The organism is Treponema primitia ZAS-1, assembly GCF_000297095.1.
Lineage (GTDB): Bacteria > Spirochaetota > Spirochaetia > Treponematales > Breznakiellaceae > Termitinema > Termitinema primitia_A.
Window position 1 is genome coordinate 79,124 of the sequence record NZ_AEEA01000025.1, and the last position, 21,559, is coordinate 100,682.

At 50.3% G+C, this 21,559-nt stretch carries 24 protein-coding genes; 5 read left to right on the forward strand and 19 right to left on the reverse strand.

What is annotated here, in order from left to right; translation table 11 throughout:
- Window positions 1-138: 138 nt before the first annotated feature.
- Window positions 139-1,368 carry an ATP-binding protein gene (locus TPRIMZ1_RS0103575; protein WP_010254766.1) on the forward strand — a complete coding sequence of 410 codons (1,230 nt, stop codon included), beginning with the start codon at window positions 139-141 and terminating at the stop codon, window positions 1,366-1,368.
- A 29-nt stretch (window positions 1,369-1,397) separates the two neighbouring features.
- On the opposite strand, the gene TPRIMZ1_RS0103580 is transcribed toward TPRIMZ1_RS0103575, so the two are convergent.
- Window positions 1,398-1,688, reverse strand: coding sequence for a flagellar biosynthesis anti-sigma factor FlgM (locus tag TPRIMZ1_RS0103580; RefSeq protein WP_232616731.1), 291 nt, complete (start codon window positions 1,686-1,688; stop codon window positions 1,398-1,400).
- Between the two features lie 33 nt (window positions 1,689-1,721).
- Window positions 1,722-2,417 (reverse strand): 16S rRNA (cytidine(1402)-2'-O)-methyltransferase, encoded by a 696-nt coding sequence (rsmI, locus tag TPRIMZ1_RS0103585; RefSeq protein WP_026043494.1) that lies wholly within the window; start codon window positions 2,415-2,417, stop codon window positions 1,722-1,724.
- Between the two features lie 61 nt (window positions 2,418-2,478).
- On the opposite strand from rsmI, the gene TPRIMZ1_RS0103590 reads away from it, so the two are divergent.
- Window positions 2,479-2,937, forward strand: a complete 459-nt coding sequence (locus TPRIMZ1_RS0103590; protein WP_010254771.1) for a hypothetical protein — start codon at window positions 2,479-2,481, stop codon at window positions 2,935-2,937.
- A gap of 36 nt (window positions 2,938-2,973) precedes the next feature.
- Here TPRIMZ1_RS0103590 and TPRIMZ1_RS0103595 read toward each other — a convergent pair whose 3' ends face one another.
- Entirely contained in the window at window positions 2,974-3,804 is an 831-nt protein-coding gene (locus TPRIMZ1_RS0103595) for an SDR family oxidoreductase (RefSeq protein WP_010254773.1), read from the reverse strand.
- Window positions 3,805-3,901: 97 nt separating this feature from the next.
- Window positions 3,902-4,324, reverse strand: coding sequence for an RrF2 family transcriptional regulator (locus TPRIMZ1_RS0103600; protein ID WP_010254776.1), 423 nt, complete (start codon window positions 4,322-4,324; stop codon window positions 3,902-3,904).
- A gap of 164 nt (window positions 4,325-4,488) precedes the next feature.
- Between TPRIMZ1_RS0103600 and TPRIMZ1_RS0103605 the strand changes: the two genes are divergently transcribed.
- From TPRIMZ1_RS0103605 to TPRIMZ1_RS0103615, 3 genes are all read left to right on the forward strand, one after another.
- On the forward strand, window positions 4,489-5,526 hold the full coding sequence (locus tag TPRIMZ1_RS0103605; RefSeq protein WP_269775809.1) for an aminopeptidase: 1,038 nt from the start codon (window positions 4,489-4,491) through the stop codon (window positions 5,524-5,526).
- Window positions 5,527-6,235: 709 nt separating this feature from the next.
- The gene (locus TPRIMZ1_RS0103610; RefSeq protein ID WP_010254780.1) at window positions 6,236-7,096 is read left to right on the forward strand and encodes a flagellin; all 861 of its coding nucleotides are present in this window, start codon (window positions 6,236-6,238) and stop codon (window positions 7,094-7,096) included.
- A 139-nt stretch (window positions 7,097-7,235) separates the two neighbouring features.
- Window positions 7,236-8,114, forward strand: coding sequence for an SPL family radical SAM protein (locus TPRIMZ1_RS0103615; protein WP_010254781.1), 879 nt, complete (start codon window positions 7,236-7,238; stop codon window positions 8,112-8,114).
- Here TPRIMZ1_RS0103615 and TPRIMZ1_RS0103620 read toward each other — a convergent pair whose 3' ends face one another.
- The 15 genes from TPRIMZ1_RS0103620 to dnaJ all read right to left on the reverse strand — a co-directional run bounded on the left by TPRIMZ1_RS0103620 (window position 8,115) and on the right by dnaJ (window position 21,550).
- Window positions 8,115-10,388, reverse strand: a complete 2,274-nt coding sequence (locus tag TPRIMZ1_RS0103620; protein WP_010254784.1) for a CHASE2 domain-containing protein — start codon at window positions 10,386-10,388, stop codon at window positions 8,115-8,117.
- Between the two features lie 24 nt (window positions 10,389-10,412).
- Complete coding sequence (locus TPRIMZ1_RS0103625; protein ID WP_010254786.1) at window positions 10,413-11,303, reverse strand: M48 family metalloprotease; 891 nt, start codon at window positions 11,301-11,303, stop codon at window positions 10,413-10,415.
- A gap of 1 nt (window position 11,304) precedes the next feature.
- Window positions 11,305-11,769: an SH3 domain-containing protein gene (locus TPRIMZ1_RS0103630; protein ID WP_010254790.1), complete on the reverse strand. Its 465-nt coding sequence runs from the start codon at window positions 11,767-11,769 to the stop codon at window positions 11,305-11,307.
- An 81-nt stretch (window positions 11,770-11,850) separates the two neighbouring features.
- Window positions 11,851-12,582, reverse strand: coding sequence for a 23S rRNA (guanosine(2251)-2'-O)-methyltransferase RlmB (gene rlmB, locus TPRIMZ1_RS0103635; RefSeq protein ID WP_010254793.1), 732 nt, complete (start codon window positions 12,580-12,582; stop codon window positions 11,851-11,853).
- Between the two features lie 34 nt (window positions 12,583-12,616).
- A complete protein-coding gene (locus TPRIMZ1_RS0103640; protein ID WP_010254795.1) occupies window positions 12,617-13,117 on the reverse strand; it encodes a methylated-DNA--[protein]-cysteine S-methyltransferase in 501 nt (166 codons plus the stop codon).
- Window positions 13,101-13,664, reverse strand: a complete 564-nt coding sequence (locus tag TPRIMZ1_RS0103645) for a bifunctional transcriptional activator/DNA repair enzyme AdaA (RefSeq protein WP_010254797.1) — start codon at window positions 13,662-13,664, stop codon at window positions 13,101-13,103. The genes TPRIMZ1_RS0103640 and TPRIMZ1_RS0103645 overlap by 17 nt, the downstream gene beginning before the upstream one ends.
- A complete protein-coding gene (locus TPRIMZ1_RS0103650) occupies window positions 13,661-14,311 on the reverse strand; it encodes a DNA-3-methyladenine glycosylase family protein (protein ID WP_010254800.1) in 651 nt (216 codons plus the stop codon). The genes TPRIMZ1_RS0103645 and TPRIMZ1_RS0103650 overlap by 4 nt, the downstream gene beginning before the upstream one ends.
- An 81-nt stretch (window positions 14,312-14,392) precedes the next feature.
- The gene (locus TPRIMZ1_RS0103655) at window positions 14,393-15,193 is read right to left on the reverse strand and encodes a DUF6675 family protein (protein ID WP_010254803.1); all 801 of its coding nucleotides are present in this window, start codon (window positions 15,191-15,193) and stop codon (window positions 14,393-14,395) included.
- The gene (locus TPRIMZ1_RS0103660; RefSeq protein ID WP_010254805.1) at window positions 15,177-15,995 is read right to left on the reverse strand and encodes an RnfABCDGE type electron transport complex subunit B; all 819 of its coding nucleotides are present in this window, start codon (window positions 15,993-15,995) and stop codon (window positions 15,177-15,179) included. The genes TPRIMZ1_RS0103655 and TPRIMZ1_RS0103660 overlap by 17 nt, the downstream gene beginning before the upstream one ends.
- Window positions 15,996-16,010: 15 nt before the next feature.
- On the reverse strand, window positions 16,011-16,607 hold the full coding sequence (locus TPRIMZ1_RS0103665; protein ID WP_010254807.1) for an electron transport complex protein RnfA: 597 nt from the start codon (window positions 16,605-16,607) through the stop codon (window positions 16,011-16,013).
- Window positions 16,604-17,212, reverse strand: a complete 609-nt coding sequence (rsxE, locus tag TPRIMZ1_RS0103670; protein ID WP_010254808.1) for an electron transport complex subunit RsxE — start codon at window positions 17,210-17,212, stop codon at window positions 16,604-16,606. The genes TPRIMZ1_RS0103665 and rsxE overlap by 4 nt, the downstream gene beginning before the upstream one ends.
- Window positions 17,209-17,823, reverse strand: a complete 615-nt coding sequence (locus TPRIMZ1_RS0103675) for an FMN-binding protein (RefSeq protein ID WP_010254809.1) — start codon at window positions 17,821-17,823, stop codon at window positions 17,209-17,211. Before TPRIMZ1_RS0103675 ends, rsxE begins: the two co-directional genes overlap by 4 nt.
- Window positions 17,820-18,860 carry an RnfABCDGE type electron transport complex subunit D gene (locus TPRIMZ1_RS0103680; protein ID WP_010254810.1) on the reverse strand — a complete coding sequence of 347 codons (1,041 nt, stop codon included), beginning with the start codon at window positions 18,858-18,860 and terminating at the stop codon, window positions 17,820-17,822. Before TPRIMZ1_RS0103680 ends, TPRIMZ1_RS0103675 begins: the two co-directional genes overlap by 4 nt.
- Before the next feature lie 11 nt (window positions 18,861-18,871).
- Window positions 18,872-20,263 carry an electron transport complex subunit RsxC gene (rsxC, locus tag TPRIMZ1_RS0103685; protein WP_010254811.1) on the reverse strand — a complete coding sequence of 464 codons (1,392 nt, stop codon included), beginning with the start codon at window positions 20,261-20,263 and terminating at the stop codon, window positions 18,872-18,874.
- Between the two features lie 150 nt (window positions 20,264-20,413).
- Window positions 20,414-21,550 carry a molecular chaperone DnaJ gene (dnaJ, locus tag TPRIMZ1_RS0103690; protein ID WP_010254812.1) on the reverse strand — a complete coding sequence of 379 codons (1,137 nt, stop codon included), beginning with the start codon at window positions 21,548-21,550 and terminating at the stop codon, window positions 20,414-20,416.
- Between the last annotated feature and the right edge of the window lie 9 nt (window positions 21,551-21,559).

Here is a 21,559-nt window from a genome sequence, read left to right on the forward strand (position 1 = left end):
AATCATAGATATCAGTACCCTAGTGAAATTGGTGGATAAATTCAAGTCAATATGTAATTCTTTAAACAATAAACATTAATTTAATATGCATGTTAAATTTATATTGATTATCCAGATAATTTAATATATACTTGAAATATGACATTACAAAGGCCGGAATATCTTAAGCGACTCATCGGTTTTAAAGACAAGGACCTCATAAAGGTTATTGTAGGTATACGGCGGTGTGGGAAATCCACGCTGCTGAAATTGTACACCGACTATTTACGGTCCATCGGTGTGGAAGATAGCCGAATCCAGTTTATCAATTTTGAGGACTTTAACAATGCGAACCTTACGGATCCCAAGGTCCTGCATACTCATATATTAAGCCACCTTGCCCCCGATGGAATGAACTATATTTTTCTTGACGAAATCCAGCTGGTTAAGGATTTTGAAAAAGCGGCCAACAGTCTCCGTCTGCGGGAAAATATCGATCTGTATATTACCGGTTCAAATGCCTACTTTTTATCCGGCGATCTGGCGACTTTGCTGGCCGGTAGGTATGTGTCTATTGAAATGACCCCCCTCTCATTCAGTGAATATTGCACCGCCATGGATTCGGATAATCCCGGAAGGGATAGTCCCCGGCAATTATATGAACAGTATCTGCGGTATAGTTCCTTTCCCTATACCCTGGCCTTGGATAATGACATCGAAAAGGTTCATCAATACCTGGCCGCCATTATCGACACCATCGTTTTGAAGGATGTGGTACAGCGGAAACAGATCAGCGCCGTGGCTGCCCTGGAACGGCTTATGAAGTTTATTTTCAATAATATCGGTTTCATCACCTCTACCAAGAAAATCTCGGATACCATGAAGTCCTTCGGTTTCAATATATCGGTACAGACGGTGGAAAATTACCTTTCCGCCCTGGAGGATAGTTTTATCATCCATAAGGTGGGGCGTCTGGATGTGAACGGCCGGGAGTACCTCAAAGCCAATGACAAATACTATGTGGCCGATATCGGTATGCGCTACTATCTGTTGGGCGATAAGATGAAGGACCATGGGGCGATACTGGAAAATATCGTGTACCTGGAACTACGGCGCCGGGGATACAAGGTCCATGTTGGAAGAATGGGGGACTTGGAAATTGATTTTATTGCCTTTAAGACAGGGATCCCCGAATACTATCAAGTTGCCCTTACGCTTATGGACGAAGAGACCCGGGCGCGGGAAATGAGACCCCTGGAAAAAATCCGGGATAACTATGGGAAGTACATTATCACCATGGATCCGGTGTTAGGCGGCAATGACCGGGGGATTATTACGGTCAATGCCATGAATTTTTTGTTGGAAGGGCAAAAAAAAGCGGAACCCTAAGGTTCCGCTCTGAAATTACGTTATGTAGCTTATAATCCCCAGGCATCCATGATTTTGTCAGCCGTAGCCTTCAGGATGGTTTCGTTGATATAAGAAGGATCGTTGATCTTGCTCTTCATTTCCTGGATACGCTCCGCCCTGACATCGGCGGCGGAAAATATGAGTTCCTTTGCCTGATACAATTCACCCTTTTCTAGAGCTTCCGAAGAGAGGGAAATCGAGTCAGTTTTTTCGTTCTGGCTTACCTGACCGCTCCGTCCGGATTTTTTACCGGGCTGAATGGGATCTAAAGAACCTATCCTGTCGACCGTCATACTCATATCCTACCTACCCCAATTATCGGCATATATCTGTTAATAGTTTACACGATTATTGGTTTTCTTTCCAGACACATAAACCGAAAATTCACCAATTTGCTTATTTTTTTCTTGCAAAATAAGCAGAATCTCCGTTACAGAACCCCGGAGATATTCTTCGTGTACCTTGGTCATTTCCCTACCCACACATATGTACCGCTCATTATCAAGATCGGCTAGATCCTCCAAAAGCTTAAGAACCCTGAAGGGGGATTCATACAGAACAAAGGCAGTTTCCATAGCCAGGAGTTCCTTCAATCGGGAACGGCGCCGGCCGGCTTTTGGCGATAAGAACCCTTCAAAAACCACGGTTTTATCCATACCACCGGCAACGCTTACCAGGGAGGCGAAGGCTGAAGGCCCTGGGATGGGGATAACCTCATACCCAGCCTCTGCGGCAAGCCGCGTCAGAACCGCGCCGGGATCGCTTATCCCCGGAGTCCCGGCGTCGCTGGCGTAGGCCACGTTTTTGCCTTCCTTTAGGGAAGCGATAACCTTTTCAGCGGCAAATCCTTCATTTTGAGCACGGCAGGAGAGCAGGGGGATACGCAGCCCCAGGTGGCTCAACAATTTGAGGGTACGGCGGGTATCCTCACAGGCTACGAGGTCAACTGTTTTAAGGATTTCCACTGCCCGGAAACTAATATCCCCCAAGTTCCCTATGGGCGTACCGATAATATACAAGGTTGACACAAATTCAGTATAGCCGGTACGGTCTTGGCCGCCTAGAAGCCCTTAATGTTAGGTTAAAAAAATGTATCTCCAGATTTTAGGTCTTGTGATTATCGGGGTGGTTCTCCTCTATTTTGGGTATAGTCTCTTTTTCGGCTTCGGTAAGGGACATTTATCCGGATCGGATAAAAAAAATAAGGATGATGATGATCTGGAAGGGGAGGCCGGATCCCCCAGGACCTGCCCTGTTTGTTCCATCCGGCTCAAACAGGGTGAACGGGTCAAATCCTCCGCCTTTCCCGGTATGGGGAAGGCCGATCGGCTCATGTACATTTCCGGATGCTTCTATTGCCTGGAAGGGGATAGGCCCCGAGTCTGTCCTGTTTGTGGGGCGGTCCTCACCCTCGATGAAAATCTTATTGCCCGGTTGTTTGATAAGCCCGGCCGTTCCCATGTCCATGTGTTGGGGTGCAGCCACTGCCGGGGCCCCGGCGCTAATCCCCCCTATGGACCCCGATTAGGTTACCGGGAACGCACATAGACTACGTTTGGGGTCCTGTCACACATAGCTTGCAGATCAATTGCCAAAGTAGTCTCCTTGTTCGAGATCAGCCAGTAAGCCGGGATGCGTCGGTTTCCAGTTCAACAGTTCTTGGGTCCCTATACTCGACCTTGGGAAGTCACGCACTGCCAGGGCACCGAGAAAGCCGAAGTGGGCGTTTGCATCTTCTTGTGAAATACTGACTATGGGCAGGTTCAGACGGCGGCCTATTACCTCGGCGATGTTGCGGAACGGTATGCCCTCATCTCCAACTCCGTCCAGTCTTGAACCTGCCGGGGCGGATTCCACTGCCAAGCGGAAAAGGCGCGCCGCATCAAGACGATGGACAGCCGGCCAGCGATTTGCCCCGTCGCCGATATAGGCGGATAAACCCTTTTCACGGGCGGTTTTGATTATTACCGGAATAAAACCCTTATCACCATCGCCATGTACGGAAGGCGCAAGCGACACGATCGATGCCCTTACCTCACGCTTTGCCAATGCCATCACCGCATCATCGGAAGCCGTTCCATTTGCATGGGCAGTCGTTATAAACGGCTTGCCGGAACCTGCAAGCGCTTCTCCTATCGTCTGTATCGCTTGCAAATCCGTTGCGAGTGAAGCGGCAAAGTTCGAGAAATCGTGCTTAAACGCCAAATGAATAACACCCTCCGCAAGTTCGGCGCCACCGCGAAGACTGTCTAAGTCATCAAGTGATCCCCGGTGAGCTTCGGCACCGGCTGCCTTTAGCTTTGCCACACCTTCATCTGAGCGGGTTAGTCCAATGACTTTATGTCCGGCATTGATGAGTTCCCGCACGACCGAAGAACCGATATAACCCGTTGCTCCTGTCACAAAAATACGCATAGTAAAATCCTCCTTAAAAGATAGCCATATATTAAATCTATATAAAATTGATAACTATTTTATATAGTTATGGATAAAATAATTACTCTATGCGGAATTAACCAATGTCGTTAGCAATATCCGCAAGCGTTGTTTTTGCTAATGATTGCTTCATTGCGTCCTCCGCATCTTGCATACAACCCATTAAAACCTCCTTGAAATGCTCGCTCCGAGGGTCTTCAACTATAAAATTCATTTCAGTCTTAAATAAATGTCCGTGTTCAAGCGCCAGAAAAATGTCCAATAAGGTAATCTTTGCAATCGGCTTTGCCAAAAGAACGCCGCCTTTAGATCCTTCCTTCGTCGTTGTGATTCCAGCCGCATTAAGGCTTTTCAGTATTCTCACAACCGTTGGAACAGGTATTTTCAAATGGTTGGCAAGAACCTTTGTTGATACGTATTCAAATCCGAACTCCTCCATTTTTATGTTAATCAAAATGCCGATGGAGATTGCCCGTGAAAATTCAGTTGAATACGCCACCTATACCCTTCTCCCTAATCACAGAACTAAATCAAATATATATTTATTTGATTGATTTGTCAAGCCGTATAGCGTTGGTATATTCATCTATCCGTGCATAATATAGTACACTTTGAAGGATGAAGTCCTTAAATCCCCTATTTGTATATTCCCTCTTTCCCTTTATGGCGTCGGTATCCATACTTCTCGGTTGTTGCGCTCTTTTTTCAGGGTGTTACACGCTGAAGCAGGGGAGCGCTATGCTTGGGTATTTAGGGCAGGCAGAACCGGTGAAAAGGCTCTTAGACGGGGATTCCCCGGAAGATGCGGAATTTGCCCGGCGGGTGATGGATATACGGCATTTTGCTCTGGAAGAGCTGGGGCTGAGGGAGACCAGCAACTATACCAAGTATGTCGATATAGACCGGGACTATTTGGCGGCGGTAGTTTCCGCCTCGGCAAGCGATTCCTTTACCCGGCACGAATGGTGGTTCCCCGTTGTCGGGTCTGTTCCCTATAAGGGTTTTTTTAACCCCGCTGATGCCCGGAAAGAACGGGGTAAGCTGGAAAAGAAGGGCCTGGATGTTTGGATCCGGGGTGTTGATGCCTTTAGCACCCTGGGCTGGTTTTCCGACCCCCTCTATTCTTACATGAAGGATTACCCGGTCCACCGTCTGGCGGATCTTATCATCCACGAATCCCTCCACGCCACAATCTACCTAAAAAACCACGCTCAATTTAACGAAGAACTGGCCGAATTCGTCGGTTCCGAAGGCGCCCGCCTCTATATAGAAAAAACCTTCGGCTCCGATTCCGATGAATACCGGGCCATCACCGGTTCCGATGGCGACAGCGCCGTCTTCCTGGGCCTCATCCGGCAACTCATAGCCGAGTTGGAGCCCCTCTACGCCGCCGACCTCCCCCGGGAAGAAAAACTCCAAAAAAAGGCCGAGATCATCCAGGCTGCTAAAACCCGGTTTGATGAAAATTACGATACCCTCTTCCAAAACGACAACTACCGCGGCCTTTCCGAACTCCCCATAAACAACGCCTACCTGGAACTCTACCGCCTCTACTACGAGGAGGACCACTACTTCCAGGACCTCTACACCCGCACCGGATCAGATCTTCCCCATTTCATCGCCGCCGTCAAAACCCTAAAACCCCCCAAAGCCAGGCAAAACCCCAAGGCCCTGTTGGAAAAAGCCCTTAGTCTAAACTAACCCGAAAACCGCCGGTGAAGCCATGCGCAGACTGGGTTATCGGAAGCACACAACTGGTCGGGGGGGCCTGTCAGGAAGGAAACGTATGGCGCCTCCCAGAGGGTCCCTCCAGACCTTTCCTTCCTGACACCCCACTCCGTACTATTTGACGGTGTGCTTCCGTGCCTCGTGGGCGCATGGCTTCACCGGCGCCTGTTCGACAAAGATCAGGGAAGGGCTTTTTCCTCCTACTGCGCAACCCGGTGCGGCACAAACCAAGTTCCTGCGTCCCCGTAGGGCAGCGTTGGCTAAACTTTTTTGGATAGCCGATAAAGGCGGGAGGAGGGAAGGGGTCGCCTGTCCGAACGGCTTCTGGAAATTCCCCGCCGGAGGAGACTCGCAGAGGCTCCGTAGGTGGCATCCTCCAGTTAGTGAGGACAGGCGACCCCTTCCCTCCTCCCGATTTGCCGAAAATTCCGTACAAAAATATTATCCCAACACTTCTCGACAAATTTCCCTAAAGGCATTTTTTCAAAAACCGATACTTTAAATGAAACTGGACTGAATCATGTGCCCGTCGGGCCTCCATGGAATAGTCCGATCCTCACCCTTCCGGGAACGGGTGGGTCGAGGGTTCAGGCACGTTTTACTAAAGCAACGGCAAGGATGCCGCGGCGTTGATCATCGTCAAGGGACGATGGTACGCCGAAAATGCCAAGGGAGTGAATTTATGATTATTAATCACAACTTAAGCGCAATGTTTGCCGATCGGTCCCTCAAGGTCACCCAGGTTTCCCTGGACAAGAACATGGAGAAACTGTCGAGCGGATTGCGCATCAACCGAGCCGGTGATGATGCCTCTGGACTCGCTGTTTCCGAAAAGTTGCGCAGCCAGATCCGTGGTTTGAATCAAGCGTCCACAAACGCTCAGAATGGTATTTCATTCATTCAAACAACGGAAGGTTACCTCCAGGAAACCCAGGACATTGTGCAGCGTATCCGCGAATTGGCGGTGCAATCTTCGAACGGTGTATACACCGACGAAGACCGGATGTACATTCAGGTCGAAGTTTCTCAGCTTATTGATGAAGTTGACCGGATTGCATCCCATGCGCAGTTCAACGGTATGAATCTGCTTACCGGACGGTTTGGGAGATTAATTGGTGAGAACGTAGTTACCGCCTCTATGTGGTTCCATATCGGCGCCAACATGGATCAGCGGGAACAGGTGTTTATCGGCACTATGACTGCGAAGGGCCTTGGGGTCCGCAATGTCGGTGACGATTCTATTCTTTCGCTGTCCGATCCGGACAGCGCCAACCGTGCCATTGGAACCCTCGACGAGGCGTTGAAGAAGATCAACAAACAAAGAGCTGATCTCGGCGCCTACCAGAACCGCTTGGAACACGCAGTCCGTGGATTGGATGTCGGAGCTGAAAATATGCAAGCTTCGGAATCCCGCATCCGCGATACCAACATGGCGAACGAGATGGTCAACTTTACGAAGAACCAGATCCTCAACCAGGCTGGAACCGCAATGCTGGCTCAGGCCAATCAGAAAGGTCAGACTGTTCTCCAGCTTCTGCAATAGCTTTAACCCGGCGTCGGTCGCCGCATAAGCGGTGGCAGACACGGGCAAAAGATGTAACACAGAAGACGTACCGGGAAGGCGCCGTTCCGGCTTAGGCCGGAACGGCTTCTTTTTTCTCAAACCAGGGTTATTTTTATTCATGCATCTGAAAGAAGTTAAAGGCATCCTGTCCGCAGCTAACGGTATGAACATCAGCCGGGGCTGCCTCCACGGCTGTATCTACTGTGATGCCCGAAGCAGATGCTACGACATGAAGCACGACTTTGAGGACGTGGAAATAAAGATAAACGCCCCGCTTTTATTGGAAGACGCTTTAAGCCGTAAGCGGAAAAAATGTATGGTCGGCACCGGCGCCATGAGCGACCCCTATATCCCCATCCCGGAGAACCTTGCCAATATTCGATCCTGCCTGGAAATCATCGAAAAGTACGGATGCGGTTTGGCGATTCAAACCAAATCCAATTTGATCCTCCAGGACCTGGACCTCTTAGTAAAAATAAATGAAAAATCGAAGTGTGTTGTTGAAACAACCTTTACCACCTACGATGAGGCCTTGTGTAAGATCCTGGAACCCAATGTCTGCACAACCAAGGTACGTTTTGAAATGTTAAAGACCATGCGGGATAAGGGCATTAAAACCATCGTGTGGATAAGCCCCATACTCCCCTTTATAAACGATACCGCAGAAAATTTGCGCGGCCTCTTGCAGTATTGTGTTGAGGCAAAGGTGTACGGCATTATCTGCTTCGGTATAGGCATGACATTGCGGGAAGGAGACCGGGAGTATTACTACCAGAAACTTGATGAACATTTTCCCGGGCTAAAACAGAAATACCAGAAAAAATATGGAAATAGCTATCAGATTACCTGTGATAATAACAATGAATTGATGAAGGAGTTTTTTGCGGTCTGTAATCAGCACAATATCGTTTATGGTGTTGAAAAATTGTTCACCTATATGCGCACCTACGAAGAAAAACACCCGGTAATCCAGCTCGATTTGTTCAATGGGGTTTAATTATTTCTCCGTTAGGTTATCAACCCCATTATCCCATTTTTCCGGACTTGGGGGTGTGGCGGCATATTTTTCACAGCGGTCCAGGTACAGTTTTGCTACCCGGTCCTGGTTGTTTTCCCGGTATATAGATTTGAAAATATCCAACGCCCCGGTGAAATCCTGGTTTTCATAGGCGTTAAAAGCTTTCTCCCAAAGGCCCAGCATATCCAGCATAGCCGGCGAGGCGTCTTCCCGAAGCTCCAGCATTTCATAGAGCCGCAGGGGCGTATTAACCCCAACCACCCGCACCCGGCTTAATCCCCGCAGCACAAAGGCATCGCCGATTTTAGTGCGGGTATATTCACTTATCAGAATACCATTGGTATCGTATTGCTTGTTAACTCCCTCAAGCCGGGCGGCCAGATTTACTGCGTTTCCCATGATCGTGTAGTCCATCTTGTTGGGGGTACCCATGTTGCCCACCACCATGTCCCCGGTGTTGATCCCAATCCTGGTGTAAAGGGGCCGCTCGGAGCGGATCACCTTATCGTCTATTAGCTTGCTTAAGGGGGTGTAAAAGGCGCCATCGCTCTTCATGATCTCTGTCCGTAGTTCCAGTTCCCGCTTTTTCATCTTGATGGCGCTGCGGCAGGCCAGAACGGCGTGCTGATCGGTCCAGATAGGAGCCCCGAAAAAGGCAATAATGGCGTCCCCTTCGAATTTGTCGATGGTTCCTCCGTTGTTAAGGACAATATCACTCATCTCCGTAAGGTAGAGGTTAAGGAGATCAACCAGTACCTTGGGGCCTTCGTCGGCGTATTCTTTCTGGAGGGCTTCAGAAATTGAAGAGAAACGCTGAATGTCCGTAAAGATGGCGGTCATTTCCCGTTTTTCACCTCCCAGGTTAAGTTTCGAAGGGTCGACAATAATTTGTTCGATCACCGAGGGGGAAAGGTAGCGGGAGAAGGCAGATTTTATAAACCGCTTCTGGCTGCCCTCTGTGGCGTACTTGTAAATAGAGGCTGCCAGGAAAGCGAAGATCGCTCCCGACAGGGGAAATACTATGAGGACCCAATAGCCCAAGTAATAGGTAAGGAAACCTATGCCGGTAATGGTAGTGATCAGAGCGATACTACCAGCAACAGTAATGGTGATATGTGAACTATATAAAACCAGGATGACCATGATGCCTATAGCGAGAAGACTCATCAGGGGCGCCAGGATGGAGGGGCTTTCCCGGATAAAATCATCATTAAGGATATTATCTAACATGGTGATGTGTATTCCCATACCGGGATAGGTTGAGCTCATGGGGGTTGTACAGATATCGAACAGTCCCGCTGCGTATAGACCGAAGAAAACATATTTACCCGCAAAATCTTCAGGCGGCAGGAGGGGTTCTTTTCCCCGGGCATAGGCATCGGCGCTTTGGAGTATATCCTTTGCCGAATAGGGCCAGTATTTGTCCAGGTTGCCGCCTTTGAACCGAAGGAGGCTGCCGCCATTTTTACCCACAGGTATGGTGTGGTTTTCCCAACGGATGGCCCGGGCTTTTTCGTCATAGGCAATTTCCATACCGCTTCCTGCAACCAAAAGCGAAGCTGCGGAAAGCCCTGGTACCGCCTTCCCGTCAAAAAGGTTAAAAAGCCGGGCCCGGCGTACAATCCCATCGGATTCGATGAGGCTGGTAATATTGCCGATACCCCCTGCGGTGTTCATCAGGCCGGGGATGGGGAACTGTGCGCCGGTCCGTCTTTCTTCAGCATTATTTACAAAATTCAGCAAATCGTACCGAAAAATAATCGGATCAAAACCTCTAAGATCGAAGGTCTTTGTGTTAAGTTCCTGGGGCCATGAATAGACGCTGCCCCAGCTGGAACTGAAAAAAACAGTATGTATGCTCCGTTTAAAGTTCCTATCCGCGTTTATAAAAACTTCATCATCCTCCGGGCCATACACTGAGGGTTCAGAAAAGATAACGTCAAAGGCTACCGCAGCTGCCCCAGCGGTATTCATATAATCCACCAACTCGGCATAGGCCTGCCGCGGCCAGGGCCATCCCCATCCGCGCTCCTGGTTAGCCCAGTCAATACTGGGTTGATCCAGGAGCACCACAATAACATCGTCGGAAGTACGGTAGGAATCGGCAAAAAGCCGTACCCGGAAGTCATAGGTTTTCATCTCAAGAAAATCAAAGACCCCGGCGAAATTAACAAAGAGCAATACAAAAAACACGGAAACTATTATGATAGGAACTGCGATTTTTTTAATAATGCTCTTAATACTAAGTTTCATATTCGGATCAAGGGAAATCGCCGCCTACTTAACTATGCTGAAACGTTTTTCGCGGTAGGTTCGGGTGTCCCGTACCGTATCTCTATACTGCCGCAGGGGTTTTTGTACGTTAGCTATCCGTTCCTCCGGTGTTGGATGAGTTTGATTGAATCCGCCGGAATGCTGGGACTGGTTTTGCTCCAAAGCCAAGAGCATGGTAAGTAGACTTGAAGGCTCATACCAGGCGCCTTCTAAAAGTTCTAAAGCCCGGATATCTGCCTTGAATTCCTGCTCCTGGGAATATCCTTCATACAGGGCGGTAACAATTTCTTCAGCTGCTTCATCAAGGACCTCTGCAAGTTCCGAAAGGGCAATACTGACAACGGAAGAGCTGGTTTCGGCGATGGCACTTACCACCCGATTGGAACTAATAACCTCAATACTATGCTGCAACTGGATATGGGCAATTTCATGGGCAAGAACCGCCGCCAGGGCATCCTCTGATTTGGCACAGTTCAAAAGTCCCCGGGTAATAAAAATATGGCCCCCCGAGGTAGCAAAGGCGTTGATCTCATCGCTGTCCAGAATAGCGGTATGATACCCGTTATAAATTTCAGGTTTTGAAGAATTAATTACAATAGCGGTAGTAATCTGATTCAGATACAGCGTTAAATCCGGATCTTTGTCATAGAGCTGATAGTTTGTAAGGAGGTTCGCCCCTACAGCGCGGCCTATAAAGTATTCCTGCTCCGGAGTGATATATTCCAGGGCCCTTCCAATTGAATGGGCAGACCGAGACAGAGCGTTGGCTCCTTTGGAATCCCCCATGTCATCGGCGCTATCTCCTATTGCTTGGGCCATACCGGCGCAGGAAAGAACCAGGGCAGTAAAAACTGAGAATATGCAGATGGGCAGGATTTGTTTTATTATTTTCATCCTACTCTCCCCGAGCCAGACGGCCTTCCTGCAAAAAAGCAAAGAGCTGCCTGTTTGGTATTTGCAGCGCCTCCATGGCGTCAATGGCGTCATAATTCAGGGTTCCGTTTTGACGATAGACATCTTCAACTTGCTGGTTGAAACCCTTTCCCGCCAGGGCAATTTCGTTGGCGGAAGCGGAGGTTGTGCCGGCGGATACTATGATGCGTTTGGTGGTGAGGCTGGCAGCGGCAACCCATCCGCTTATAGCAGGCGGTTCCAAGGAGCTGATCTTAACCCACTTTCCGTATTCCTGCAGAACCGAAACCGGATCGCCGTAAGACATGGTTCCCAGGGTGTCCGAAAAAAATGCGGTTGAACTTTTTACCTCAATGGTTTTTGCGGTGACATACATGGTTTTCGACTGGGCGCTTAGGGCGCCTATTCCTAAAAGGCAAAGACCTGAAAATAGAACTAAACGTTTCATAAACACCTCTGATATACCGGTAACTCTATATAGGTAAGTATACCACTAATGAAAAAAAGTATCTAGAAATGAAACTAAAAACTAGGCCTGTAAGCGTTGACGAGTTATTTCGTAGAGCAGCACCCCGGCTGCGACCGAGACATTGAGGGAATCTATGCGGCCCCGGGAGGGGACGGCTACCACGGCGTCGCATTTTTCCTTGAGGAGCCGGGTTATACCGGTTCCTTCGCCCCCCAGGATGATGGCCGTTCGGCCCCGGAGGTCCTTGCTCCAGACCGGGTCTCCCCCCATGTCGGCGCCGTAGATCCAGAAGCCCGCTTCTTTGAGGGATTCCATCGCCCGGGGCAGGTTGGCGGTTTCTGCAACCGGAACCCAGGAATCTGCCCCAGCCGAGGTTTTGGAGACGATTTCGGCGTACTTGGCAATGCGCCGGTTCCGGGTTATTACCAGGTCCACCCCGAACTGGTCGCAAGAGCGGAGTATGGCGCCGTAGTTGTGGGGGTCCGTGATTTCATCCAATATCACCGCAAGCGCATCTTTCCGGTCTTCCAGGCTAACGAGGAAGCTTGCCAGGGTAACTTCGTTACCCGCGCCGGTATCTTCGGTGTAGAGGGCTATACCCCGGTGATCCGGGGCCAGGCGGTCCAACTCGTGGGTACCTACCCGATTCACCTGGATTTTCCGCTCCACCGCCAGGTCGACAATTTCCCGCGCCCGGGGACCCGCCTTGGCCACCAGAAGCGGCCCGGTCTGTCCCGGAGGTGAGGCCTTGATTCGTTCTTCAATAGCATGAAAGCCGCTTAAATATCCCACTTAAACCATCCCGGATATGAGAATAACGTACTTTTTACTTTTTCAATAGACCCTCAAGTTGTAAAAGTTGTATTTTTTTGTTAATACCGCCTGCGTATCCTGTAAGGTTTCCATTAGCGCCAACGACGCGATGACAAGGAATTATAATAGAAATTTGATTGTGACCTACCGCGCCGCCGACTGCCCGTGCTGACGTAGGTTTTTCTTTGTGTTGAACCCCATACTGTTTTGCTATTTCTCCATACGTTATTGTTTGCCCGTAAGGTATTTTGCAAAGAATATTCCATATTGATTTTTGGAAGGGGCTTCCCTTCGGCATAAGGGGCGGCATAAAATCAGGTTCCTTACCTGAAAAATAACAATCAAGCCACTTGCGAGCACCTTCGAATACCGGCATATTTTTTTCCACAGAGTCTTTGTCCAAAGTATGGGCAAAATATTTTTGCCCCTCAATCCAAAGCCCTAAAATATTCTCTCCGTCGCTTGATACCGTAAGCATTCCAACCGGCGATTTTATTTTACAAACGTATTCCATTTTTTATCTCCTTCTTTCTGTATTTTGATGGTGATATATCCATTTTTTTCCTAAACAACTTATAAAATGCGGATAGGCTCTGAAACCCAACATCATAGGCAATATCCATAATTGTATCATCCGTAACAGCTAATTTCTTTTTTGCTTCTTCAATCCTCAGGGTGTCATAATATTCCTTAGGAGTCATGCCATACCGTTCCTTAAATATAGTTACCATGCGATGTTGGGATATGCCAAGCTGTCCAAATTCATTCATAAGTTTTTGTTGTTCGGTAAAGTATTTATTAAGGAGTAATTTTACTTTTTCGGCAATGTCCTTTATCGGCTGATATTCCAAAAGATCGGGGCGACAGCGTTTGCAGGGACGGTAGTCAGCTTGTTCTGCTTTTTCTCCGGATTCAAAATATACTATATTTTTTTTAAGCGGCAATTTTGATTTACAGGATGGGCGGCAGAATATTTTTGTCGAATTTACTCCATAAAAAAATATGCCGTCATAGTTTTTATCATTTTCCGATACGGCTTTCCATTTTTGATCATCAGTCATTTTGAGCCGGCTTTTTTCTTTGGTGCGTAATCTTTCATTCCGGCAATTGTTCCCCCTGCGACTGTCCAGATATAGAGACTTGCAACCGTGCCATAGGGGCTGAACTTACGCCTGTATTTTTCAAATTTCTTTTTGTCTATATTTCTATGGTGATACAGCATACGTAATCCCCTATGAATAGCCAGATCAGTATAGCTAAGAACATCCGGTCTTTGCAGACAAAATATCATTAACATTTCAGCTGTCCACACACCGATTCCTTTAAGTGCAGACAAATAAGTGATAATTTCATCGTCACTTTTATCGTTTATATCGTTTAAAATAAGTTCCCCGGATTTAATTTTGTTTGCAAAGTCTTTAATATATTCAGCTTTCCTAAAGGTCATCCCGAATTTTTGTATTTCATCTATACTTAGATCAGTAATAGCATCTACGGTAATTTCTCCAATTTTACTATTAATCCGTTCCCATATTGTTTTTTGTGCGGCCGTTGAAATCTGCTGTCCTATAATATGATGTATTATTGATGAAAACAAATCCGTATCTACCGTTCTTTTGATATGCCCTATTTTATCAATTGCATCGCCGAGTATTTTATCCCTGCTTTTTAGATAGTCGATCTCTTTTTTTCCATATTTAAAAAACAAAATATCACCTCTTTTCCAATAAAGTATACTATACCATTTGGTGAAATTTCTTCCCGTTTTTGAACATTCAATTATAATTTTTTACATAGATAGGGCATTATCCGCCCGCTTGGAAAACCAGGATAGAATCGCCTCCGCGCGGTTGGAGAAGGATCTCCCTACCCGCTCGTTCATCCCCGGGAAAGAGGCGGCCTTGGCCATGGATGCCACGTACACCAACAGGGAGTCACCGGCGTCGATTACTGCCACCACTGAACGTAAACGGTTCTTTCTCACCACTGCGATAGGTCCCACGCTCATGGAACTGAGGTTTTCCTGAATAAAGATCAGGCTATCCGGATACGCATAGTAGGTATACTGATAGATATTATCCCCAAAGGTAAGGTCCTTCTGACGGGCATAGATAAGCAGTTCTTTCGGGGGCGTAGTATAAACAGGATCAGGGCGGGGACGCTTGGTGTCCGGGCCGTCAATTACCGTGGAAGTTTCGTAAAAAGTATGCATACGGTTTCGGCTTACGGAAAAATACTCTATTCCCTGCAAGGAACTGATGGCCAAGGTTGCGTTGTAGAGGGCGTTCCGTTCTGCTTCGGTCCAGGTCTTCTGGGAGGCGGCAGGTTTTTTATACCGATAGAGGCTTTCCACAAACAGGGTCGGCTCCAGGGCTTCCGTGGCGTCGTTGATTAAACGCCGAAGCCGCTCATCCCGAGGCATAAGCTGAGGCCGGGGGTCCCGGAACTGAACCTCGGTGATGGGGTTAGCGGCGGACAGTTCAGTTATCCGGCCGGCGCCGATAAGCTCCTCCAGGCTGGCGGAGGAGCCCGTAACGGCGGCGGCAAGGAAAAGCATAATGGAAAGGAAATATTTAAACCGCAAGGACATCTCGTTCAAAGCTTTTAAATACCTTTGTAGGGCATTTTTCCGAACAGGTACCACAGGAAGTACACTTGGCATAATCCACCACGGGGATACCGTTCTGCAGGGTGATGCAGTTTTCCGGACAATTCTTGACACAGAGTTCGCATTTGATGCACCCGCCCTTACAATTTTTCATTACATTGGCCTTGACCGTGTTTCTGTTGGAACAGATTACCAGGGAACCCTTGCTGTCCTTGGGCAGGGCTCGCAGAACACCCTGGGGGCATTCGGCAACACAGATTTTACAGCCGGTACATTTAGTGTGGTCAATCTTTGGGAGGCCGTTTTCGCCAAGGCTTATGGCGCCGAACTGACAGACCAGGGTACAGTCACCGTAACCCAAGCAGCCCCAGATACAGAGCTTGGTTCCCCCGGTGGAAAGCTTGGCTCCCCGGCAGGTTTGCAGGCCCGTATAATTTCCCTTTTTGGGCGTCTTATCCAGCGTACCTTGACAGGCAAGTACCGCTACCACCGGTATTACTGCGCCGGCATCGGTCCCCATGATGGCGGCAAGTTTTTCCGCCACATCCTTCCCGCCGACCGAACAGTGGTTGGTTTCGGTGGATTTGGCGGCCACCGCAGCGGCATAACCGTCGCAGCCGGGGAAACCGCAGGCGCCGCAGTTGGCCCCCGGAAGACAGGCCCGCACTTCGCCGATCAACGGATCCTCGGCAACGGCAAATAAATTTTTGAAAACCCCCAAGGCAATACCCAGCACAAATGCCAACAGCGCCGCAAACAGGGCGGTAATTAAAACAATATTCATACACTCTCTCTCCTATTACTTAACTAAACCGGAAAAACCCATGAAGGCCATGGACAGAAGAGCCGACGTTACAAAGAGTATGGGGGTCCCCTTGAGGAACGAAGGAAGCGGGCTGGTTCTGATCCGCCTGCGGACTCCGGAAAGGAGAAGCATTGCCAGGAGGAAACCCGCGGCAACCCCCACGGCATACATCACGGACTGCACAAAGGTGTAGGGTTGTCCGGTGAAGACACAGGATTTGTCAATCACATCCAGGGTAACCGCCAGGATGGCACAGTTCGTGGTGATCAACGGCAGATAGATACCCATGGACGCGTAGAGCGCCGGGGCGGATTTCTTCAGGTAGAATTCCACCAGCTGTACCAGGGCGGCGATAACCAGGATGAAGACCAGGAGCTTAAGGAAAACCATCCCCAGGGGTTCCAGGATAAACCTGAAAATAGGCCAGGTAACGCAGGTTGCCATGACCGTTACAAAGGTTACCGCCAGGCCCATGCCGATGGATTTGTCCTCATCGGTACTCATTCCAATGAAAGCGCAGAGGGCGATAAACCGCATGAGAACAATGTTATCAATGAGAAAGGCGGAAATGAATATTTTAAAGAGGATCATATCCGGGCCTCCTTATTTTTGGACTTAAGAAAACTATTGAGGCTGATGAACAGGGCGAAGATGAAGAACCCTCCCGGAGGCAATATGAAGAACAGTATTGGTGTGTAGCTGTCGGGGAGGATCTGAAAACCCAGGATACTGCCGTTCCCGAAAAGTTCCCTCACAAGGGAGATACCCGCAAGCACCCAAGTGTAGCCCAAGCCCATGCCCAGGGCGTCAAAAATCACGTTCCCCACGGGCTGTTTGGAGGCAAAGGATTCCACCCGGCCCATGATGATACAGTTCACCACGATAAGGGGGATGAATACCCCCATGGCCTTGGACAGATCCGGAAAGTAGGCCTTGAGCACATAATCTATCACCGTGGTAAAGGCGGCGATAACGATGATGAATATCGGTATACGGATGGATTCGGGGATGAGCTTCCGGAAGATGCTTATCACTACCTCTGACATGAGGAGTACGAAGGTCATGGAAAGGCCCATGCCAATGCCGTTGACCACCGAGGTGGTAACCGCCAGGGCCGAACAGAGGCCTATCATCAAAACCAGCAGGGGGTTTTCCTTTACCAGACCGTTGGTGAATATTTTAAAGAACCGGCTCATTTAACGCCTCCTCTTGAAGTCTCCAGCCAGGCTTTGCCCGCAGTTCCGGCGGCCTTAACGATCCGGGTTATGGAGCGGCTGCTGATGGTGGCGGCCGTTATGGCGATCACATCGCCCTTTACCTCAAAGGGATCGTTCACGGATTTTCCGGAGAACTGTCCGTAAAAAGTTACGCCCTTAGCTTTATCCACAAAATAACCGGGGGATGAGGCGTTTGCCCCCAGCCCGGGGGTATCGGAGAGGTCCATGATTTTAATGCCGCTGATCCGTCCACCGGTGTCCACACCGATCAGGATCGTTGCGGGCCCGCCGTAGCTGGCCCCGGTGGCGGTGATGGCGGCGCCTATGACGCTGCTCCCTTGGCGGACTTCGTACTGGGCGCCGAAGCTCACCGACGGGTCGGGGCTTTGTATAGCGCCGTCAAGGCTGCCGAAACCGTCCGCCTCGGGGAACAGCTCCTTTAGGGCGGCTTCCAGATCCGTCTGTGACCGCTGTTCGATAACCGTTTTTGTGGCGGAATACACAAAGGCAAGACCCACGCAAGCCACGGTGGCGTAAAGCATCAGGGTAAAGCCGAGTTTTAAGATACCGGGAACATTTGTTCCTTTCATTTCGCTGCCCCCTTAGTTTTAGGAACCGTGCCGTATTTTTTCGGCAGCAGACGGTTGAGAAATGGAGCGGCGGCGTTCATTATCAGGATGGCGTAGGAGACCCCCTCGGGGTAGTTCCCGAACTTTCTGATGAGCACCGCGATGATCCCCGCGCCGCAGCCGAATATAAGTTTCCCCTTGGCGGTGAGGGGGGCGGATACATAATCGGTGGCCATGAAAACCGCGCCGAAGATAAGCCCGCCCGAAAGGACACTGAACAGGGGATCCATACCCAATACAAGGGAGAGGATAAACGCCGAACCGATCATGGTTACCGGCGCCCGCCAATCGATAGTTTTTTTAACCAGCAGGAAAACTGCGCCGGCGAGGATAAGCAGTATTGATGTTTCCCCGGTACAGCCCCCATGGTTACCGATAAAGAGGGTCCGCATGGTGGCCCAGTAGTCGGCGGAAGAGGCCAGCTTATTTGCGGCAAAGTCCGCGCCCACCGCCTGTATGCCCGCCGCCGCGCTGTCGCCCAGCTTGAGGATCCCCAGCGGGGTAGCGCCGCTTACCGCATCGCTTAGGGCGGTTCCAAAGCCCAGGGGCCGGGCCCAGGTGGTAACCGCCGCAGGGAAGCTCATCAGGAGAAAAGCCCGGCCGATAAGAGCGGGGTTAAACACATTGGCGCCCAGACCACCGAAGAACTCCTTGGCCACCACAACCGCGAAGATCGCCCCCAGGGCGGTCATCCAGAGCGGGGTAGTAGGGGGAAGTACCAGCGCCAAGAGCAGCCCGCTTACAATAGCGGACTGGTCCTTTGCCCGGATATCCTGTTTAGTTATATACCGGAACAAGGATTCCGCCGCCACCGCCGATACAATGGAAACCAGGATATTCAGCAGGGCGGGAAGCCCGAAGCTAATGACCCCAAAGATGGTAACCGGGGCCAGGGCAATCAGCACATTACGCATCAGCGCCGTAGCGGGAACCTTGGACGCAATGTGGGGGCTTGAGGAGAGGAAAAGCTCATGCGATAGAGATTCGGTTTGTGCCATTAAAATTCTCCTTACGTTTTTGCGGGAGCGGGCTTTGCCGTCGCCTGTGCCGCCTGCCGGGCCTGCTGCCGGATCCGTAGGCGCCCTTTCCCAACCCGGAACCGTTGTACCAGTTTAATCCGGGCGGGGCACATGAAGGTGCAGCTGCCGCATTCTATACAATCCATCAGCCCCGCGGTAACCGCTTCGTCCAGGTCTCCCGCTTCCAGGGCCATGTTCATAATCACCGGGGAAAGCCGTATAGGACAGTTCCGGATACACCGGCCGCAGCGGATACAGGGGCCTTCCAACTCCGCCACGGTTTCTGCGGCGGTCATAAGGATGATGCCCGAGGTGTTTTTCTGTATCGGTATGTTCAGATTCGGAACCGCGTTCCCCATCATGGGGCCGCCGTAGAGGATCTTACTCAGTTTGTCGTATGCAATCTCCATAAACACCGGCGGCAGATCCGGCAGCAAGGTCCCGATGGGCGCCCGGATGTTTTTTGGGGTCTTGCAGGCCCCGCCGCTTACCGTAAGGTCCCGGTCAACCAGGGGCTTACCCAGACTAAAGGCTTCGGCAATGGCCACTAGGGTACCCACGTTTTGGACTATGCAGCCCGCATCCATGGGCAGCCCGCCGGAAGGCACTTCCCGTCCGGTCAGGGCGGTGATGAGCAGCTTCTCCCCCCCCTGGGGGTAGCGGGTCCTGCAAAGCCCTATACTAATTTCGCCTACCGATGCGGCCTGTTCATTCAGCCGGATTTCCCGCTCTATCATGGGGATAAGCTTAGCCTTGTTATCCTCCATCCCGATGATGGCTTTTTTGACCCCGGTGATCTTCATCACGATAGTAAGGCCGAGTATCAATAGGTTGGGTTTTTCGGTGAGTACCGCCTCATCGGTGGTAAGGTAGGGTTCGCATTCGGCGCCGTCGGCAATGATAGTGTCGATGGGTTTATTCGGGGGCGGGTTGAGCTTTATGTGGCAGGGAAACCCCGCACCGCCCATGCCGATGATCCCCGCTTCCCGGATCCGGGCCAGGGCTTCCTCTTTGGTACAGCTAAAAGGGTCCAGGGGCGGCAGGAATTCTTCCCCGCCGGAATCGGCGCCTTCCGCTTCGATGAGTACGCAGATTCCCTCGGTATTGTTGGACTGGGTCCGGGGCTCGATCTTCTTAACCACCCCGTTAATAGACGCGTGGACCGGTACGGTCATAGGCCCCGGAGCTGCGGCATCGGCGATTTTCTGTCCCCGTTTAACATGGTCCCCCACATTTACCAGGCATTTATTTGGTGCGCCGAAGTGCTGATTAATGGGGATTACTACCTGTTTGGGCAGGGGGGCAAGCTCTACGGGCTTCCCCTCGGTAGCGTCCTTCCGGGTTGGAAGGCGCAAACCTCTCTTGAATGTACTTACAGCCATTAGCGACCTCTCCTCTAAACAAACCGCTTACAAACTATGTTATGGATACAGAATAATATTATCAAATTCAACAGGCGTCAAGATATATTAATAAAATTTTATAGATAAAATATTTTTTATTTGAGAATTTGGTTTAATACTTGGGTTTTATTACTGTCCTGCGAGTTCTGAAAGGGGGATAGGTTTGGGTGAATCCACTTCGCCTTCGACCTTGGCCAGCTCTTCCATGAGTTCCCGACCCCGTTTAGAAAGCTTGGCGGGGATCTGTACTATGACCTTGATGTAGAGATTGCCCCGTCGGCCGCCCGCGGGGACGCCCTCATCCCGGATACGCAGAAGTTTGCCATTCTGGATTCCCGGGGGGATCTTAACTTTTATGGTTTTACCATCCAGGGTGGATACTTGAATGTCCGCCCCCAAACTGGCCTGGGTTACGGAGATGGGTACCGCACAGTAAAGATCTTCGTTCTGTCGTTCAAAATATTCGTGGGCTTTGACCCGGATAAACACGTAGAGATCTCCGGGCGGACCGCCTCCGGGGCCGGCGTCTCCCTGCCGGGGGATTACCACCCGCCGGCCATTTTCCACCCCCGGTGGGATGGTAACCATAATCTTCTGTCGTTTTTTCTGGGTTCCGGTACCACCGCAATCCTTGCAGGGATGTTCGAAAATATATCCTTCCCCGTTGCAGGATGGACAGGTACTGGCCACCGAAAAAAAGCCCTGACTATGACGAATCTGGCCTGAGCCTTGGCAGGAAGGGCAGACTTTTTTTCCGGTCCCGTTGGCAGCACCGGACCCCTTACAGGAGGGGCAGCTTTCATTCCGGGAATACTGAATCTCGACCTTGGAGCCAAAAACCGCATCCTTAAAGGGGATCTCAATATCGTAACGAAGATTGGCGCCCTGTCTGACGCCGTTATGCCCGCCGCCGGAACCGCCGCTGCGAAAGCGGGTACCCCCGCTGCTCCCGAAAAAGGAATCGAAGATCCCGGAAAAATCCCCAAAGATATCCTCGAACCCCCGGAAGGCCTGGGAAAAATCCTGACCGCCTCCCATACCTTCAACCCCGGCATGGCCGAATTGGTCATAGGCCGGGCGTTTCTGGTCGTCCGAGAGGACTTCGTAAGCCTCACAGGCTTCCTTGAATTTCTCCTCCGCCTCTTTATTCCCCGGGTTTTTATCCGGATGGTATTGTATGGCAAGCTTCCGATAAGCCTTCTTTATATCATCCTTGGAAGCGTCTTTCTGGACCCCTAAGACTTCGTAGTAATCACGCTTAGCCACATCATCACC

What these genes read in the sequence shown, in the direction of transcription:
- TPRIMZ1_RS0103610 (WP_010254780.1), top strand. Translation starts at nt 6,236, where the DNA reads ATGATTATTAATCACAACTTAAGCGCAATGTTTGCCGATCGGTCCCTC.
- TPRIMZ1_RS0103660 (WP_010254805.1), bottom strand. Translation starts at nt 15,995, where the DNA reads ATGAATATTGTTTTAATTACCGCCCTGTTTGCGGCGCTGTTGGCATTT.
- TPRIMZ1_RS0103630 (WP_010254790.1), bottom strand. Translation starts at nt 11,769, where the DNA reads ATGAAACGTTTAGTTCTATTTTCAGGTCTTTGCCTTTTAGGAATAGGC.
- TPRIMZ1_RS0103675 (WP_010254809.1), bottom strand. Translation starts at nt 17,823, where the DNA reads ATGAAAGGAACAAATGTTCCCGGTATCTTAAAACTCGGCTTTACCCTG.
- rsxC (WP_010254811.1), bottom strand. Translation starts at nt 20,263, where the DNA reads ATGGCTGTAAGTACATTCAAGAGAGGTTTGCGCCTTCCAACCCGGAAG.
- TPRIMZ1_RS0103640 (WP_010254795.1), bottom strand. Translation starts at nt 13,117, where the DNA reads ATGGAATACGTTTGTAAAATAAAATCGCCGGTTGGAATGCTTACGGTA.
- TPRIMZ1_RS0103625 (WP_010254786.1), bottom strand. Translation starts at nt 11,303, where the DNA reads ATGAAAATAATAAAACAAATCCTGCCCATCTGCATATTCTCAGTTTTT.
- TPRIMZ1_RS0103615 (WP_010254781.1), top strand. Translation starts at nt 7,236, where the DNA reads ATGCATCTGAAAGAAGTTAAAGGCATCCTGTCCGCAGCTAACGGTATG.
- TPRIMZ1_RS0103575 (WP_010254766.1), top strand. Translation starts at nt 139, where the DNA reads ATGACATTACAAAGGCCGGAATATCTTAAGCGACTCATCGGTTTTAAA.
- TPRIMZ1_RS0103590 (WP_010254771.1), top strand. Translation starts at nt 2,479, where the DNA reads ATGTATCTCCAGATTTTAGGTCTTGTGATTATCGGGGTGGTTCTCCTC.
- TPRIMZ1_RS0103595 (WP_010254773.1), bottom strand. Translation starts at nt 3,804, where the DNA reads ATGCGTATTTTTGTGACAGGAGCAACGGGTTATATCGGTTCTTCGGTC.
- TPRIMZ1_RS0103580 (WP_232616731.1), bottom strand. Translation starts at nt 1,688, where the DNA reads ATGAGTATGACGGTCGACAGGATAGGTTCTTTAGATCCCATTCAGCCC.
- TPRIMZ1_RS0103655 (WP_010254803.1), bottom strand. Translation starts at nt 15,193, where the DNA reads ATGTCCTTGCGGTTTAAATATTTCCTTTCCATTATGCTTTTCCTTGCC.
- TPRIMZ1_RS0103605 (WP_269775809.1), top strand. Translation starts at nt 4,489, where the DNA reads ATGGCGTCGGTATCCATACTTCTCGGTTGTTGCGCTCTTTTTTCAGGG.
- TPRIMZ1_RS0103665 (WP_010254807.1), bottom strand. Translation starts at nt 16,607, where the DNA reads ATGATCCTCTTTAAAATATTCATTTCCGCCTTTCTCATTGATAACATT.
- TPRIMZ1_RS0103680 (WP_010254810.1), bottom strand. Translation starts at nt 18,860, where the DNA reads ATGGCACAAACCGAATCTCTATCGCATGAGCTTTTCCTCTCCTCAAGC.
- rsxE (WP_010254808.1), bottom strand. Translation starts at nt 17,212, where the DNA reads ATGAGCCGGTTCTTTAAAATATTCACCAACGGTCTGGTAAAGGAAAAC.
- TPRIMZ1_RS0103620 (WP_010254784.1), bottom strand. Translation starts at nt 10,388, where the DNA reads ATGAAACTTAGTATTAAGAGCATTATTAAAAAAATCGCAGTTCCTATC.
- TPRIMZ1_RS0103645 (WP_010254797.1), bottom strand. Translation starts at nt 13,664, where the DNA reads ATGACTGATGATCAAAAATGGAAAGCCGTATCGGAAAATGATAAAAAC.